This window comes from Streptomyces anulatus (genome assembly GCF_014650675.1).
Taxonomy (GTDB): domain Bacteria; phylum Actinomycetota; class Actinomycetes; order Streptomycetales; family Streptomycetaceae; genus Streptomyces; species Streptomyces anulatus.
The window spans coordinates 1-17,354 of record NZ_BMVK01000021.1 but is presented as its reverse complement, the minus strand read 5'-3'; the positions used below and the strand labels follow the sequence as shown (position 1 = coordinate 17,354).

Here is a 17,354-nt window from a genome sequence, read left to right as displayed (position 1 = left end):
GCCCCGGTAGGGGCCGACCGGGACTCCGGTCGAGCAACTGTGCCGCGTGGATCAGGCGGCGACGACGTCCACCGCTTCTGCGGGCGCCTTGATGGTCACCCGGCCCGACGGCACACCTGCGACCGACGAGACGGAGACGGAGTTGAGCATGGGACGAACCGGTACTGGGACCGGATCACTGGCAGCTGCCGACTCGGCCAGCTCAGCGAGCGAGAGCTCGTCGCTCACTTCACGCATGAGCTCGGACATCCGTACGTCAAGCGCGTCGCAAATCGCGGAGAGCAGCTCGGAGGATGCCTCCTTCTGCCCCCGCTCCACCTCGGAGAGATAACCGAGCGAGACCCGGGCGGACGAGGAGACTTCGCGCAGAGTACGGCCTTGGCGCTGGCGCTGCCGACGCAGCACGTCACCCAGCAGGCGACGGAGCAGAATCATCGGTGGCTCCCTCCTCGGACCGCGTAGCCGCATCCTTCACGCCCTACCGTACCGCCTTGTGCTGCGGCCGTGCGGGGAGCGATGTCGTGTTCACTCAGGGCTGCAAACATCAATTCCCCCCGTTCTGTTCCGTATCCTGTGCCCGCGCATTCTCACCGAGTTCGCCCGCGAGCAGTTCGAGGGCGCTTCGCACACTCTCACTACGGATATCCGCCCTCCCACCATTCAACCGCAGAGCTGTCACTTTCTCGACGCCGGAGGGCCCGGCCACGGCCACGTAGACCGTCCCGACCGGCTGCCCGTCCTGCGGTTCCGGTCCCGCGACCCCCGTGGTGGAGACGCCCCAGTCGGCGTCGAGTACCCGGCGCACGCCGACCGCCATCCGCAGCGCGACCTCGGGGTCCACCGCTCCGCGCTCCGCCAGAAGGCTCTCGTCGACGCCCAGGACGTCCCGCTTCAGGGAGGTGGCGTACGCCGTCACCGATCCGCGGAAGGACCGGGAGGCGCCGGGTACGGAGGTCAGGTCGGCGGCGACCAGGCCGCCGGTCAGCGATTCGGCGACGGCGAGCGTCTCGCCCCGCGCTCCGAGAAGCCGGAGCACCCGGGCAGCGGCTGTCACCGCTCGGCCTCCGCGGCGTCGCGCGCCTCGGCAGCAGCGTGTACGTCCTTCGCGCCGGCCACGGCTCCGGCGGCCGGACCGGCGTCGGCCGCGGCGCCGGCGGTGGCCTGGAGGGCCTCCGCGGTCCGCTCGGCCGCGGCGGCGCGCTCGGCGGCGAGGCCCTGACGACGCAGGACGACGGCTTGGCGTACGTAGTCGAGTCCGGTGACGACCGTCAGCACGACGGCGACCATCATCACCCAGAAGCGCAAGGTCGCCAGGGGTCCGGTGAGCACCAGGACGTACATCCCGGCCGCCGTCCCCTGCGCGAGCGTCTTCAGCTTGCCGCCTCTGCTGGCCGGGATCACCGCGTGCCGGATGACCCAGAACCGCATCAGCGTGATGCCCAGCTCACGGGCGAGGATCACTCCGGTGATCCACCACGGCAGATCGCCCAGGACGGACAGCGAGACCAGCGCCGCGCCCATGATCGCCTTGTCGGCGATCGGGTCGGCGATCTTCCCGAAGTCCGTGACCAGGTTGTACGCCCGTGCCAGATGACCGTCGAACAGGTCGGTGATCATCGCGACGGCGAAGGCCGCCCAGGCGAACGCGCGCCAGACCGGGTCGTATCCGCCGTCGTGGAACAGCAGCAGGACGAACCCGGGCACGAGCAGCAGCCGCACCATGGTCAGGATGTTGGCGATGTTCCACAGGCTGGCCTGGTTGACGGCCGCAGTGCCCAGCTTGCCGCCGCGGACCGGCTTCGCGCCGGAGCCGCCTGCCGCGGATGCCGGGACTCCGGTCATCTGGCTACCTCCGCAAGCTCGTGGTGTTCGGCCACCAGGTCGACGCCCTCGGTGCCCACTGCCTTTGCCTCGACCATACGGCCCGGCACGAGTCCCTCGCGTGTGGTGAAGACCACCTGGCCATCGGTTTCGGGAGCCTGGTGCGCCGCGCGGCCGATCGCGACCTCGCCGTCCTCCTCCGACTCCACGGACTCCACCAGCACCTGGAGGGTCTCGCCGACGCGCTCCTCGGCCCGCTGCGAGGTCAGCTCCTCGGCCAGCTGGGAGATGTGGGCGAGGCGCTCCGCGATGGTGTCGGCGTCGAGCTTGTTCTCGTAGCCGACCGCCTCGGTGCCCTCCTCGTCCGAATACCCGAAGACGCCGATCGCGTCGAGACGGGCACCGGTGAGGAAGCGTTCCAGCTCGGCGAGGTCGGCCTCGGTCTCGCCGGGGAAGCCGACGATGAAGTTGGAGCGGGCACCCGCCTGGGGGGCCTTGCTCCGGATGGTGTCCAGGAGCTCCAGGAAGCGGTCGGTGTCGCCGAAGCGGCGCATCGCGCGCAGCACGCCGGGGGCGGAGTGCTGGAAGGACAGGTCGAAGTACGGAGCGACCTTCGGCGTCGAGGTGAGGACGTCGATGAGGCCCGGGCGCATCTCGGCGGGCTGGAGGTAGCTGACCCGGATCCGCTCGATGCCGTCCACGTCGGCCAGCTCGGGCAGCAGGGTCTCCAGGAGGCGGATGTCGCCGAGGTCCTTGCCGTAGGAGGTGTTGTTCTCGGAGACGAGCATGACCTCCTTGACGCCCTGCTCGGCCAGCCAGCGGGTCTCCTGGAGCACGTCCGAGGGGCGGCGCGAGATGAACGAGCCGCGGAAGGAGGGGATGGCGCAGAAGGAGCAGCGGCGGTCGCAGCCGGAGGCGAGCTTCACCGAGGCAACGGGGCTGGTGCCGAGCCTGCGGCGCAGCGGCGCCCGCGGCCCGGAGACCGGCGCGACCCCCTCGGGGAGGTCCTCGGGCGCGGGGGCGGGCGCCTCCTGGGCGTGGCCGGGCAGCGCCACGGCGGCGTCCTGCCGCTCTGCGGGGCTGATCGGCAGCAGCTTGCGGCGGTCCCGCGGGGTGTGCGAGGCGTGGATGCCGCCGTTGAGGATGGTCTGGAGCCGGTCGGAGATGTCGGCGTAGTCGTCGAATCCGAGGACGCCGTCCGCCTCCGGCAGGGCCTCGGCGAGGTCCTTGCCGTAGCGCTCGGCCATGCAGCCGACGGCGACGACGGCCTGGGTGCGGCCGTGATCCTTCAGATCGTTGGCTTCGAGCAGGGCGTCGACGGAGTCCTTCTTGGCGGCTTCGACGAACCCACAGGTGTTGACGACTGCGACATCCGCGTCGGAGGCATCCTCGACGAGGTCCCAGCCGTCCGCTGCCAAGCGGCCTGCAAGCTCCTCCGAGTCCACCTCGTTACGGGCGCAGCCAAGAGTGACAAGGGCGACGGTACGGCGTTCGGGCATGGACTCAAGACTACTTTGTTCCGGCGGCCCCCCTGCCGTGCAGGGTTGCCTGCCCCTGCCACCGCCCCTTCCCCGCTACGGGGAGTAACAGAGTCCGGGCCGGGGAACGCCGACGGGCGCCCGGCGCGAGGCCGGACGCCCGTCGGGACGTGCGTGGAAACGGAGGTGCGGCGGATCAGCCGGCCTCGGGGTCGCCCTTGGTGTAGGAAAGCCGTTCGACCTGGCCCGGACCGAAGCGGTCCTCGACCTGCTTGCCGTTGACGAAGAGTTCGATCGCCCCGGCGTCGCCGAGGACGAGGTCGATGCGCTCCTTGTCCTGGAAGGTCTTGGACTCGCCCTGGAGCAGCAGCCCGTCGAAGAGCAGCCGTCCGTTGTGGTCCTTGGCCGAGATCCAGCTCTTGCCCCGGTCCGCGCTGAGCTTGACCGTCACCTTGTCCCGGGGGGCGGCGGCGATGGCGCTCTCGGAGGGCACGGGCTTGGGGTCGGAGGGCTTGGTGGCGGTGGGCTTGGCCGCGGTCTTGTCGGGCTTGGAGCCCTCCGCGATCTGCGCGGTGTTCGAGGGTTCGTCCTCGCCGCTGAAGAGCGTGAAGCCGACGAACCCGATGACGGCGACGATGGCCGCGACCATCGCGGCGGTCCAGTTGGGCCGTCGCGGTTCGGAGCGGATGCGTTCCGCTTCGAAGAGCGGAGCCGCGGGGGTCGGTGCGGGACGGCCGCCGTGATCGGCGTCGTACTCCTCGACCAGCGGTTCCGGATCGAGGCCGACGGCACGGGCGAGCGTGCGGATGTGGCCGCGGGCGTAGACGTCGCCGCCGCAGCGGGAGAAGTCGTCCTGCTCGATCGCGTGCACGATGGGGATGCGCACCCGGGTGGAGCTGCTGACTTCCTCGACCGTCAGAGCTGCGGCGATACGAGCCTGCTGAAGGGCACGACCGATCGAAGGCCGGTCGTCTTCGGGGGAGTTGCCGATGGACACGGGGGCGCCTTTCGAGCGTGAGCCACCTGCTGGATGTTCAGTCTAGGGGGGGTACGAAAGGGAGGGGCAACCGGGAGGGACGACTTTGTACGCCATCGGGTTCGCCGGACGGCCCCGCCGCCGGCTCCGGGGCGGAGCGGGGACGGAGCACAGCCCCGATCGAGGACTGGTCAACCTGTAGTGGGCCGAACGGGGTGGGAGTACGGGTGAGGTGACGACGGAGCGAGCTGCGGGGAGGAGCACGGTTCCGTCCCTCCCTTCAACTGGACGTACGACCGTACGAAACGGTTGCCCACAAAACCTTTACGGAGCGGATTCCCCGCGGATGACGGCCAACACCCCGTCGAGCTCGTCAGGCTTCACCATGACGTCGCGCGCCTTGGAGCCCTCGCTGGGTCCGACGATGTTGCGGGACTCCATCAGGTCCATCAGCCGGCCCGCCTTCGCGAAGCCGACCCGGAGCTTGCGCTGGAGCATCGAGGTCGATCCGAACTGGGTGGAGACGACCAGTTCGGCGGCCTGGCAGAGCAGGTCCAGGTCGTCGCCGATGTCCTCGTCGATCTCCTTCTTCTGTTTCGTTCCCACCACGACGTCGTCCCGGAAGACCGGGGCCATCTGGTCCTTGCAGTGCTGGACGACGGCGGCGACCTCGTCCTCGGTGACGAACGCTCCCTGCATACGGGTGGGTTTGTTGGCGCCCATCGGGAGGAAGAGCCCGTCGCCCTTGCCGATGAGCTTCTCGGCGCCGGGCTGGTCGAGGATGACCCGGCTGTCGGCGAGGGAGGAGGTGGCGAAGGCGAGCCGGGAGGGCACGTTGGCCTTGATCAGGCCGGTCACCACGTCGACCGAGGGTCGCTGGGTGGCGAGCACCAGGTGGATGCCGGCCGCGCGGGCCAGCTGGGTGATGCGGACGATCGAGTCCTCGACGTCGCGCGGGGCCACCATCATCAGGTCGGCCAGCTCGTCGACGATCACCAGCAGGTACGGGTAGGGGGACAGCTCCCGTTCGCTGCCCTCGGGCGCCTTGCACTTGCCGTTGCGCACCGCGTGGTTGAAGTCGTCGATGTGCCGGTAGCCGAAGTTGGCGAGGTCGTCGTAGCGCAGGTCCATCTCCCGCACGACCCACTGGAGCGCCTCGGCGGCCTTCTTGGGGTTGGTGATGATCGGGGTGATGAGGTGGGGGATGCCCTCGTACGCGGTCAGCTCGACGCGCTTGGGGTCGACGAGGACCATCCGCACGTCGTCCGGGGTGGCCCGCACCATGATCGAGGTGATCAGGCAGTTGATGCAGGAGGACTTGCCGGAACCGGTGGCGCCGGCGACCAGGACGTGCGGCATCTTGGCGAGGTTGGCCATCTCGTAGCCGCCCTCGACGTTCTTGCCGAGCGCCACGAGCATCGGGTGGTCGTCCTCGGCGGCGTCCGCGAGGCGCAGCACATCCCCGAGGTTGACCATCTCGCGGTCGGAGTTGGGGATCTCGATGCCGACGGCGGACTTGCCGGGGATCGGCGAGATGATCCGCACGTCCGGGCTCGCCACGGCGTACGCGATGTTCTTGGCCAGTGCCGTGATCTTCTCGACCTTCACGGCGGGGCCGAGCTCGATCTCGTAGCGGGTGACGGTCGGGCCCCGGGTGAAGCCGGTGACCGCGGCGTCGACCTTGAACTCGGAGAAGACGTTGGTCAGCGAGGCGACGACCACGTCGTTGGCGGCGCTGCGGGTCTTGCCCGGTCCGCCGCGTTCCAGCAGGTCGAGCGAGGGCAGCGAGTACGTGATGTCGCCGGACAGCTGGAGCTGCTCGGCGCGGGCGGGCAGGCCCTCGGAACGCTCCGGTGCGGGCTTCGTCAGGTCGGGAACGGCGCCGGACCGGCCGGAGGTGTCACCGCCGGTCGCGTCGTCGGCGTCGTCGGACCGGTCCGCCCGGCGCCCCGTCCCGGACGTCCCCGCACCGTCCCGCTCGGCCTCCCGGGCCCCGGGCACGGGCGTCCCGGTGCGCTCCCGGTCCACGGAGACGCCCTGGGTCAGGTCGGCGACGATCGGCGAGGGCGGCATGCCGTTGAGCACGGCCCCGTCGAGCGCGGCGGCAGCGGCCGCGGCGACGTCCACCGCGTCCAGCGGCCGGTTCATCGCGGGCTGCGCGGAGGGCCTGCGGGGCCTCCTGCGCTTGGTGAGCGCTTCCGCCTCGGCCTGGTCGTGGTCGTAGACCGGGTCCGCGTCGGTACGCCGCGCGCCGCGTCGGCGGGTCCGCTCGGGCAACGCCTCGCGCCACTGTTCGTCGTAGCGCTCGTCGTCGTCCTCGTACCCGTCGCCGGTCTCGGGCTCCGGTTCCACGATGCCGAGGCGGACGCCGAACTGACGCAGCCGCTGCGGAATGGCGTTGACCGGGGTGGCGGTGACGACGAGGAGCCCGAAGACGGTCAGCAGCACCAGCAGCGGTACGGCGAGGACCTCGCCCATCATGAAGATCAGCGGCTTGGAGGTGGCCCAGCCGATCAGCCCGCCCGCGTCCTGCATCGCCTCGGTGCCATCGTCCCGGCCCGGCGAGCCGCAGGCGATGTGGACCTGGCCGAGGACTCCGATGACCAGGGCGGACAGCCCGATGACGATGCGGCCGTTGGCATCGGGCCGCTCCGGGTACAGGATCAGCCGCACCGCCATGGCGCCCAGCAGTATCGGCGCGAGCAGGTCGAGCCGGCCGAAGGCCCCGGTCACCAGCATCTCGACCAGGTCGCCGACCGGTCCCTGGAGGTTGGACCAGGTGCCCGCGGCGACGATCAGCGCCAGGCCGAGCAGCAGCAGCGCGAGCCCGTCCTTGCGGTGGGCGGGGTCAAGTCCCTTGGCCCCGCGCCCTATCGAGCGGAACAGCGCGCCGACACCGTGCGCCGCCCCGAGCCAGACCGCCCGCACCAGCCGGTAGACGCCCCCGGTGGGTGACGGTGCGGGTTTGGGCGCGGGCTTCTTGGCCACCGCCTTCTTCGCGGGAGCCTTCTTCGCGGGAGCAGCCGACTTCTTGGGCGCGGTCTTCTTGGCGGGCGCGGCTTTCTTCGCCGGGCCCGAGGTACGGCCGACGCGCTTCGCGGTGCCCGCCGTGCCCTGGGAACCCTTGCCGGACGTACGTGAGGCCATGGTGCCGAGGTTACCGCTGTCGTCGCCCGTGAACACGTTCGCCTACTGGTTCACCCGACCGTGTCGCCTTCGACGGGCCGGGAACTGACGTCGCCTCACGGCGGCGGCCGGCGCGGGCCGAGCCGGAGGGGCGGGAGGCGTCAGCTCTGTGCGGGCAGCACGCCCGTACCCCCGCCGGTGCCCGGCTCCAGCGCGTCGAGCGCGCGGCGCAGGCCGGTCAGCTTGCGTTCGAGGTGGGCGGCGGTGGCTACCGCAGCGGCGTCCGCGGATTCGTCGTCGAGCTGCTTGGAGAGCGCTTCGGCCTGCTCCTCGACCGCCGCGAGCCGCGCGGAGAGTTCGGCCAGCAGTCCGGCCGGCTCCTTCTCGTGCTCGCCGCCCGCGTGGCCGTCGCCCTCCAACTGGAGTCGCAGCAGCGCGGCCTGCTCGCGGAGCTTGCAGTTCTTCATGTACAGCTCGACGAAGACCGAGACCTTGGCCCGCAGCACCCACGGGTCGAACGGCTTCGAGATGTAGTCCACCGCACCGGCCGCGTAACCGCGGAAGGTGTGGTGCGGACCGTGGTTGATCGCGGTGAGGAAGATGATCGGGATGTCCCGGGTCCGCTCCCGCCGCTTGATGTGCGCGGCAGTCTCGAAACCGTCCATGCCCGGCATCTGGACGTCCAGCAGAATGACCGCGAAGTCGTCCGTGAGCAGCGCTTTGAGCGCCTCCTCCCCTGACGATGCCCGGACCAGTGTCTGATCGAGCGCAGAGAGGATGGCCTCCAGCGCCAGCAGATTCTCCGGCCGGTCATCGACCAGGAGGATCTTGGCCTTCTGCACCATGGCCCGTCCTCCTCGCCCCGGAAATGCACCGGGTGCCGCCCCAGGGGACGACTCCCTTACGCCGTCCATCCTTGTGCCGGTCATGGTAGCCGCACCCCGCCCGTCACCACACCCTGTCACCGCGATGTCACTGTGCACATACCGCAAACGCGGTGGGAGACCAGAAGGTTCCCCGGATACAGCGCGTTCACACCCGTTCGAGCACAGTCGGTCAACAAATTACGCTCGTTCGTTCAATTCTCGATCACTCTCCGTGCATCCACTGCTCCATCACCGCGAGCAAGTGATCAGGGTCGACCGGCTTCGTCACATAGTCGGAAGCCCCGCAATCGATCGCCTTCTCCCGGTCGCCCTTCATCGCCTTCGCGGTGAGCGCGACGATCGGCAGCCCGGCGAACTGCGGCATCCGCCGGATCGCGGTCGTCGTCGCGTACCCGTCCATCTCGGGCATCATGATGTCCATCAGTACGACCGTCACATCGTCGTGCTGCTCCAGGACTTCGATGCCCTCGCGGCCGTTCTCCGCGTACAGCACCGCCAGCCCGTGCTGCTCCAGCACGCTGGTGAGGGCGAAGACGTTACGGATGTCGTCGTCGACGATGAGGACCTTCTCACCGCGGAAGCGGAACGTCCGCCGGGGCTCCTTCTTCTCCGCCGCCTGGCCCTGAACCTGGCTCTCGCCCTGGCTCCCCTGCACCCACTCCTCCTGCTGCGGGGAGCTTTCGGGCGTGGTCCGGCCGGCCGGCAGCGCGGCCCTGCGGGTCGCGTCCCCGAGCGCCTTGCGCCGCCGCCGGAACATCCCGGCGGAGTTGGCCGGGTCGCCGAACGGAGCCGACTGGCCCTGCGGGGACTGCAGGTGTCCCAACTCGCCCGTGCCGCCCAGCACCTCGGCGGAACCGGAACCCACCGGGGGGTAGCCCTGGGGCGGCAGTTCGGCGCGGTGCAGCGGCAGGTACAGGGTGAAGGTGGAACCGCGTCCCGGCTCGCTCGCCGCGTGGATCTCGCCGCCGAGCAGCCGTGCGATCTCCCGGCTGATGGAGAGCCCGAGGCCGGTGCCGCCGTACTTCCTGCTCGTCGTGCCGTCCGCCTGCTTGAACGCCTCGAAGATCACCAGCATCTTGCTGGACGCGATCCCGATCCCGGTGTCGGTGACCGAGAAGGCGATCAGATCGGCGTCCGCGTCCCGCAGCGAACCGGCCTCCAGCAGGTGCTCCCGGATCGCGTTGGGCACATCGGCGCCGGCCGGCCGGATCACCAGCTCCACCGCCCCGCTGTCGGTGAACTTCACCGCGTTGGAGAGCAGGTTGCGCAACACCTGCAGCAGGCGCTGCTCGTCGGTGTGCAGCGTCGCGGGAAGCTCCGGCGACACCCGTACGGAGAAGTCGAGCCCCTTCTCCGCGGTGAGCGGGCGGAAGGTCGCCTCCACGTAGTCGACCAGCTGGACCAGCGCGATCCTGGTCGGGCTGACGTCCATCTTGCCCGCCTCCACCTTCGACAGGTCGAGGATGTCGTTGATCAGCTGGAGCAGGTCGGAACCCGCCCCGTGAATCGTCTCGGCGAACTCCACCTGCTTCGGCGAGAGGTTGCCCTCGGCGTTGTCCGCCAGCAACTTGGCCAGGATCAGCAGCGAGTTGAGCGGCGTACGCAGCTCGTGCGACATGTTCGCCAGGAACTCGGACTTGTAGCGCATCGAGACCGCGAGCTGCTCGGCCCGCTCCTCCAGCACCTGCCGCGCCTCCTCGATCTCGGTGTTCTTCACCTCGATGTCGCGGTTCTGCTGGGCCAGCAGCTCGGCCTTCTCCTCCAGTTCGGCGTTGGACGCCTGGAGGGCCTTCTGCCGGTTCTCCAACTCCTGCGAGCGGTCACGCAGTTGCTCGGTCAGCTCCTGCGACTGCTCCAGGAGCTTCTCGGTCTTGGTGTTGACGCTGATCGTGTTGACGCTCGTCGCGATCATCTCGGCGAGCTGGTTGAGGAAGTCCCGCTGGATGTGCGTGAACGGCTGGAAGGAGGCCAGTTCGATCACGCCGAGGACCTTGCCCTCGAAGAGCACCGGCAGCACGATCACATGCGCCGGAGGGGCCTCCCCCAGTCCGGAGGAGATCTTCAGATAACCCGGCGGCACGTTGTCCACCTGGATCGTCCGCTTCTCCTCGGCCGCCGTCCCGATGAGCGTCTCACCGGGCCGGAAGGAGGTCGGCATCGAACCCGCCGAGTAGCCGTAACTCCCCCGCATCCGCAGCTCGTACGCGCTGGCCGCACCGTCGTCCGGCCCCACCTCGTCCGAGTCGCCCGCGGTCATGGCCAGGAAGAACGCGCCGTGCTGCGCCGAGACCACCGGCGTCAGCTCGCTCATGATCAGCGAGGCCACGTCGTCCAGATCGCGGCGTCCCTGCATCAGACCGGAGATCCGGGCCAGATTGCCCTTCAGCCAGTCCTGCTCCTTGTTGGCGAGAGTGGTGTCGCGCAGGTTCGCGATCATCGTGTTGATGTTGTCCTGGAGCACCTGGATCTCGCCGGCCGCGTCCACGTCGATCTTCAGGTTCAGATCGCCGCGGGTCACCGCGGTGGCGACGGCCGCGATGGCGCGGACCTGACGGGTCAGGTTCCCGGCCATCTCGTTCACCGACTCGGTGAGGTCGCGCCAGGTGCCGTCGACGTCGCGCACCCGCGCCTGCCCGCCCAACTGCCCCTCGGTGCCCACCTCGCGGGCCACCCGGGTCACCTGCTCCGCGAACGAGGACAGCTGGTCGACCATCGTGTTGATGGTGTTCTTCAGCTCCTGGATCTCACCGCGCGCGTCGATGTCGATCTTCTTGGTCAGGTCGCCCTTGGCGATGGCGGTGGTGACCGTGGCGATCTGCCGCACCTGGCCGGTCAGGTTGGAGGCCATCGAGTTCACGGACTCGGTGAGGTCCTTCCACGTACCGGCGACTCCCGGCACACGCGCCTGGCCGCCCAGCTCGCCCTCCGTACCCACCTCACGGGCCACGCGCGTGACCTCGTCGGCGAACGAGGACAGCGTCGTCACCATCGTGTTCACGGTGTCGGCCAGCTCCGCGACCTCGCCGCGCGCCTCCACGGTGACCTTCTTCGTCAGATCGCCGTTGGCGACCGCCGAGGAGACCCGGGAGATGTTGCGCACCTGGCTGGTCAGGTTGTTGGCCATCAGGTTGACGTTCTCGCTGAGGTCCTTCCAGATGCCGGTCGCCCCGCGCACCCGCGCCTGACCGCCGAGAATGCCCTCGGTACCCACCTCACGGGCCACACGCGAGACCTCGTCCGCGAAGTTCAGCAGCTGGTCGACCATCGTGTTGACGGTCGTGACCAGTTCGAGGATCTCGCCCTTGGCGTCGACGGTGATCTTCTTGGAGAGATCGCCCTTGGCGACCGCGGTCGTGACCTCGGCGATGTTGCGGACCTGGAGGGTCAGGTTGTTCGCCATGCCGTTGACGGACTGGGTGAGGTCCTTCCACGTACCGGACACGCCCTGGACCTCGGCCTGACCGCCCAGGATGCCCTCCGTACCCACCTCACGGGCGACCCGCGTCACCTGCTCCGCGAAGTTGGACAGCTGGTCCACCATCGTGTTGAGGGTGTTCTTCAGCTCCAGGATCTCGCCCCGGGCGTCCACGTCGATCTTCTGCGAGAGATCACCGCGCGCCACCGCCGTGGCGACCTGCGCGATGTTACGGACCTGAGCGGTGAGGTTTCCGGCCATGCCATTCACCGAGTCGGTGAGATCGCGCCATACTCCCGCCACGCCGGGCACCTGCGCCTGACCACCGAGACGCCCGTCCGTACCCACCTCGCGGGCCACCCGGGTGACCTGGTCGGCGAAGGCGGAGAGCTGGTCGACCATGGTGTTGATGGTGTTCTTGAGCTCCAGGATCTCGCCCCGGGCGTCCACGTCGATCTTCTGCGACAGGTCGCCCCGCGCCACCGCCGTCGTCACCTGCGCGATCTGCCTCACCTGGGAGGTGAGGTTCCCGGCCATGAAGTTGACGGAGTCCGTGAGTTCCTTCCACGTACCCGACACACCGTCCACGCGCGCCTGACCGCCGAGGCGGCCCTCGGTGCCCACGTCCCGGGCCATCCGCGTCACCTGGTCGGCGAAGCTGGACAGCTGCGCCACCATCGTGTTGACGGTGTTCTTCAGCTCCAGCATCTCCCCGGCCACGTTCACGGTGACCTTCTGCGACAGATCACCGTTCGCGACCGCTGTGGTGACCTGCGCGATGTCCCGGACCTGACCGGTCAGGTTGTGGAACGCGGTGTTCACCGAGTCGGTGAGGTCCTTCCACGTCCCCGCGGCCCCCGGCACCTCGGCCTGCCCCCCGAGCCGGCCCTCGACGCCGACCTCCCGGGCCACGCGGGTCACTTCGGAACCGAACGACTGAAGCTGGTCCACCATCGTGTTGACGGTGTTCTTCAGCTCCAGCATCTCCCCGGCCACGTCGACCGTGACCTTCTGCGACATGTCGCCGCTGGCCACCGCCGTCGTCACCTGCGCGATGTCGCGCACCTGGGTCGTCAGGTTCCGGAAGACCGTGTTCACCGAATCGGTGAGGTCCTTCCAGGTCCCCGCCGCGCCCGGCACCTGCGCCTGACCGCCGAGCAGTCCCTCGCCACCGACCTCGCTGGCCACACGCGTCACTTCGTCCGCGAAGGTGCGCAGCGTCTCGGTCATCTGGTTGATCGTCTCGGCGAGCTGCGCGACCTCGCCGCGTGCGCTCACCGTGACCTTCTGCGTCAGGTCACCACTGGCGACCGCCGTCGTCACCTCCGCGATCCCGCGCACCTGGGAGGTGAGGTTGCCCGCCATCGTGTTGACGGAGTCGGTGAGGTCCTTCCACACGCCCGCCACACCCGGCACGGTCGCCTGACCGCCCAGCTCGCCCTCCGTGCCCACCTCACGGGCGACACGCGTCACCTCGGAGGAGAACGAGGACAGCTGGTCGACCATCGTGTTGACGGTGTTCTTCAGCTGGAGCATCTCGCCGGCCACATGGACGGTGACCTTCCGCGACAGATCGCCCTTGGCGACCGCCGTCGTCACCAGCGCGATGTCCCGCACCTGGGCCGTCAGCCGGTACGCCATGGTGTTCACGGAGTCCGTGAGGTCCTTCCAGGACCCGGACATCCCGCGCACCTGCGCCTGCCCGCCGAGCTTGCCCTCGGTGCCCACCTCGACGGCGACCCGGGTCACCTGCTCGGTGAAGACCGACAGCTGGTCGACCAGGTTGTTGACCGTACGGGCGACCTTCAGGAACTCGCCGCGCAGCGGCCGGACCGTCTCGTCCGTCGTGTGCGACCGCAGCTCCATCCGCTGCTCCAGATCACCGTCGGCGACCGCCGACAGGACCCGGCCCACTTCGGAGACCGGTCGCGCGAGATCGTCGACGAGCTCGTTGGAGGCGTCGATCGCGGCGGCCCAGGAACCCTCGCAGGCGCCCGTCTCCAGCCGCTCCGTGAGCTTCCCCTCCCGGCCGACCACGCGCCGCACACGGGCCAGCTCACCGGTGAGGTGGAGATTGCGGTCCGCGACCTCGTTGAAGACCGCCGAGATCTCCGTCATCACGCCGTCGCCGGAGACGGTGAGCCGCCGACGGAAGTTGCCGTCGCGCATCGCCACGAGGCCCGCGAGCAGTCTGTTCAGAGCTGCCGCATCCACTTCGACGGTGCCATTGCGCTGCTTTTTCACGGACTGTCCGCCTTTTGTACGCGCCTTCGAACCCTGCGCCGCCACGCCAGACTCCACCGTGTCCCTCCCGCAGGGGTTGACCGTTTCACTCGGGCCTATCCGGAAGCTTGCCCAGTTCCACTTTGGCTCACCGCCACAGCACACCGTCAACGGGCGACCGGGCGGACGTCAAATCGTTGCAACGTACCAGGCCGGGACAGGTCGGCGGGCAACCTGTCCCGGTTGCCCCCCATCCCTTGCACCGGGAGTCCATACTTGTGCGCCCGCGCACCACTGCCGGACCGTTCTGTCCCGAACTCGGCCCTCGTGTAACCGACACCCTCGACGAACGTCTAGCCTGGCAAGCGAATCGAAGCGGCGATAAACGGGCACAGGACTCGGGGAAGCGACGAGACACCATATGGGGAGTGCTGTGATCACCGCGCGCGCGGCCGCCACCTTCGAACCGGTCGGGCGCTCCGTCGCGACCGCCCGCGCCTTCGTCCGGGACACGCTCCAGGGGTGGGGCTACAACGATGTCGTCGACGACGCCGTCGTCCTCACCAGTGAGCTCGTGACCAACGCCGTCGTGCACGCGGGAACGGCGGCCGACGTGCTGTGCCTGCGCAGCGGGGACGGCGTCCGCGTCGAGGTCGCCGACCACTATCCGGAACGCGAGGTCCCGCTCCAGAGCAACGGCCTCGACTTCGGCAGCCCCGACCGCGAGAACGGCCGCGGTCTGCTGCTCTGCGCCGCGCTGGCCTCCCGCTGGGGCGTCGAGTACTCCCCCACCCGTAAGCACGTCTGGTTCCAGCTGGACCTGCCCGACCGGCCGGTGGGCATCCGCTCGGCGGGCCCCGTCCTGCCCACCTCGCTCCTCCCCGTCACCGACCAGCGGGTCCGGGTCGCCGTCGTGCAGATCGACAGCACCGGCGCGATCAGCGCGTGGAACGACGACGCCGCGTACATCTTCGGGCACACGGCGGAACAGGTCACCGGCAAGCAGTTCACCGACTTCGTGGCCTGGCCGCACACCCCCGGGACCAACACCGGCATCGCCGACGCCCTCCAGCTCTCCCGCTGGGAGGGCAGCTACGGAATCCGCGGCGCCGACGGCCGGACCATCGCCGTCTACTCCTCGCACCTGCGGGTCCGCGACACCGACGGCGAACCCTCCACGGTCTGTCTCCTCGTCCGCGACGACGAGCGCGCCGTGCTCCAGTCCCCCGTCCGCGCCCCGGTCTCCGACGCCTCCTCCGACAACCGCACCGCGGACCCGTTCGAGGTGTTCATCGGCTCCCCGGCCCCTGACGACCTCGACGGCCTCCTCCAGCGGACGGTCGAGCGGGCACGCGACATGCTCGACGCCGACGCGGCGTTCCTCCTGCTCGCCACGGACGACGAGACGGAGCTGGAGGTCCGCGCCACGACGGGCCTCCCCTCGGCCCGCCAGCGCTTCGCCCGGGTCCCCGTCGAAGCCGGGACGGGACGCTACGGCTCCGCCCGGATGCCGGCCGTCCACGAGGACCTCACCGCCGTCCCCGGCGCCGTGCCCCTGCTCACCGACACCGGGATGCGCTCGGTCGTCACGGTCCCGCTGAAGGTCGAGGGCCGGCTCACCGGCTCCCTCGGCGTCGCGGCGGAGGGCGCGGGCCGCTACACCAACGAGGAGGCCCTGCGCCTCCAGTTCGCGGCGGACCGCATCGCGCTGGCCGTGGAGTCCGCCCGCCTGGGCGAGCTGGAACGGCTGCGCCGCGGCTCCCTGTCCTTCCTCGTCGAGGCCTCCGACCTGCTGGCCGGCACGCTCGACCGGGACCAGACCCTGGCGCTCATGGCCCAGATGACGGTCCCGACCCTGGCCACCTGGTGCGCCGTCTACACGATCGCGGACCAGTCCTCCGAGCCCTATCTCTCCTACGTGCTCCACGAGGACGAGGACCTCATCGACGGGCTCAAGGCCCTGCTCTCCAAGATCGCCCCGCCGGATCCGGTACCGACCCCGGGCGCCCGGGTCTGGGCCGCCCCTTCGGAGGCCGGTCACCGTGCCGCGCTGAGCACCTCGGCCCGCAGCCTCCAGCACGACGCGCCGCTGAGCATGAGCACGGCCACCCGCACCATCCTCGCCACGGCCCAGGCCGTCGGCGGCGAGACGGTGGTGCTCCCACTGGTCGCCCGGAACCGCGTGATCGGCATGCTGACGCTCGGGAAGCCCTCGGACGACCACTTCCGCCAGGAGATCCTGGAACTGGCCGAGGACCTCTCCCGTCGGGCCGCCCTGGCCCTGGACAACGCCCGGCTGTACTCGGAGCGCATGGCGATCAGCCAGTCCCTCCAGCGCAGCCTGCTGCCCCCGGGCCTCCCCGACGTGCCGAACGTCGAGATCGAGGTCATCTACCGCGCCGCGGGCGAGGGCAACGAGGTCGGCGGCGACTTCTACGACGTCTTCCCGATCAGCGACGGCGCGTACGGCTTCGCCATCGGCGACGTCTGCGGTACGGGGCCCGAGGCCGCGGCCGTCACGGGCCTGGCCCGCCACGCGCTGCGGCTGCTGGCACGCGAGGGCTTCGGCGGTCCGGCGGTCCTGGAGCGCCTCAACGCGGCGATCCTCGACGAGGGCGCCCGCAGCCGCTTCCTGACCCTCCTGTACGGCGAGCTGTGGCCCCAGGAGGACGGCAGCGCCCTGCTGAAGGTCGTCTGCGCCGGCCACCCGCTGCCGTTGCGCCTGCGCCAGGACGGCTCGGTCGAGTCCGCCGCGGAACCGCAGCCCCTGCTCGGCGTGATCGAGGACCTCGACCTGTACGAGCAGGAGGTCGTCCTCAACCCGGGCGACGTCCTCCTGTGCGTCACGGACGGCGTCACCGAACGCCGCGAGGGAAGCCGCATGCTGGGCGACGACGGTCTCGCGGACGTCCTGTCGACCTGTACGGGCCTGACGGCCGGAGCGGTCGCCTCACGCATTCTGCGGGCCGTGGAACGCTTCGCGGCCGAGCCGGCCTCGGACGACATGGCGATCCTGGCCATGCGCGTCCCGGAACCGCCCCTCGTCTGAACCCTTCAACGCGAAAGGCCCCCGCCAGTGGCGGGGGCCTTTCGCTATTCTCTGAGCCCCAATGCGGAATCGAACCGCAGACCTTCTCCTTACCATGGAGACGCTCTACCGACTGAGCTATTGGGGCCTCGTTGCGCTGTGGCAACGAGGTAAACCATACACGGGATCCGGGGATGCTCATAATCCCGGCCGGCCGGAGTCGCGGCTCTCGGGCACCCCTCGTTCGCGCAGGTCACGGGTCACGCAGGTGGCTCGGTGACACGGGTGGCGCAGGCGCCTGGCCGCTGATCGGTCCTGGAACGCAGAAAAGCCCCGCACCATAGGTGCGGGGCTTTCCCGGAAAAATTGTTCGGCGGCGTCCTACTCTCCCACAGGGTCC

At 69.8% G+C, this 17,354-nt stretch carries 9 protein-coding genes and 1 tRNA gene; 1 reads left to right on the top strand and 9 read right to left on the bottom strand.

Annotation, left to right across the window (positions count from 1 at the left end):
* Positions 1 to 51 precede the first annotated feature (51 nt).
* The 8 genes from IE272_RS34095 to IE272_RS34060 form a co-directional block, all read right to left on the bottom strand.
* Positions 52 to 435: a helix-turn-helix domain-containing protein gene (locus IE272_RS34095; RefSeq protein ID WP_003965837.1), complete on the bottom strand. Its 384-nt coding sequence runs from the start codon at positions 433 to 435 to the stop codon at positions 52 to 54.
* A 109-nt stretch (positions 436 to 544) separates the two neighbouring features.
* Positions 545 to 1,054 (bottom strand): CinA family protein, encoded by a 510-nt coding sequence (locus IE272_RS34090; protein WP_050360324.1) that lies wholly within the window; start codon positions 1,052 to 1,054, stop codon positions 545 to 547.
* Positions 1,051 to 1,842, bottom strand: coding sequence for a CDP-diacylglycerol--glycerol-3-phosphate 3-phosphatidyltransferase (gene pgsA, locus IE272_RS34085; protein ID WP_050360325.1), 792 nt, complete (start codon positions 1,840 to 1,842; stop codon positions 1,051 to 1,053). Before pgsA ends, IE272_RS34090 begins: the two co-directional genes overlap by 4 nt.
* Positions 1,839 to 3,320 carry a 30S ribosomal protein S12 methylthiotransferase RimO gene (rimO, locus tag IE272_RS34080; protein ID WP_190009529.1) on the bottom strand — a complete coding sequence of 494 codons (1,482 nt, stop codon included), beginning with the start codon at positions 3,318 to 3,320 and terminating at the stop codon, positions 1,839 to 1,841. The genes pgsA and rimO overlap by 4 nt, the downstream gene beginning before the upstream one ends.
* A gap of 175 nt (positions 3,321 to 3,495) precedes the next feature.
* Positions 3,496 to 4,296: a helix-turn-helix domain-containing protein gene (locus IE272_RS34075; RefSeq protein WP_007458786.1), complete on the bottom strand. Its 801-nt coding sequence runs from the start codon at positions 4,294 to 4,296 to the stop codon at positions 3,496 to 3,498.
* A gap of 303 nt (positions 4,297 to 4,599) precedes the next feature.
* Complete coding sequence (locus IE272_RS34070) at positions 4,600 to 7,422, bottom strand: DNA translocase FtsK (protein WP_190009527.1); 2,823 nt, start codon at positions 7,420 to 7,422, stop codon at positions 4,600 to 4,602.
* A 140-nt stretch (positions 7,423 to 7,562) separates the two neighbouring features.
* Entirely contained in the window at positions 7,563 to 8,246 is a 684-nt protein-coding gene (locus IE272_RS34065) for a response regulator (protein ID WP_032794268.1), read from the bottom strand.
* 244 nt (positions 8,247 to 8,490) lie between these two features.
* Complete coding sequence (locus IE272_RS34060; protein WP_056698960.1) at positions 8,491 to 13,947, bottom strand: HAMP domain-containing protein; 5,457 nt, start codon at positions 13,945 to 13,947, stop codon at positions 8,491 to 8,493.
* Between the two features lie 400 nt (positions 13,948 to 14,347).
* Here IE272_RS34060 and IE272_RS34055 point away from each other — a divergent pair, with 400 nt between their 5' ends.
* Positions 14,348 to 16,975 carry a SpoIIE family protein phosphatase gene (locus tag IE272_RS34055; RefSeq protein WP_190009525.1) on the top strand — a complete coding sequence of 876 codons (2,628 nt, stop codon included), beginning with the start codon at positions 14,348 to 14,350 and terminating at the stop codon, positions 16,973 to 16,975.
* A gap of 54 nt (positions 16,976 to 17,029) precedes the next feature.
* Here the strand turns inward: IE272_RS34055 and IE272_RS34050 are convergent.
* A tRNA-Thr gene (locus tag IE272_RS34050) sits at positions 17,030 to 17,102 on the bottom strand.
* Positions 17,103 to 17,354: the final 252 nt, after the last annotated feature.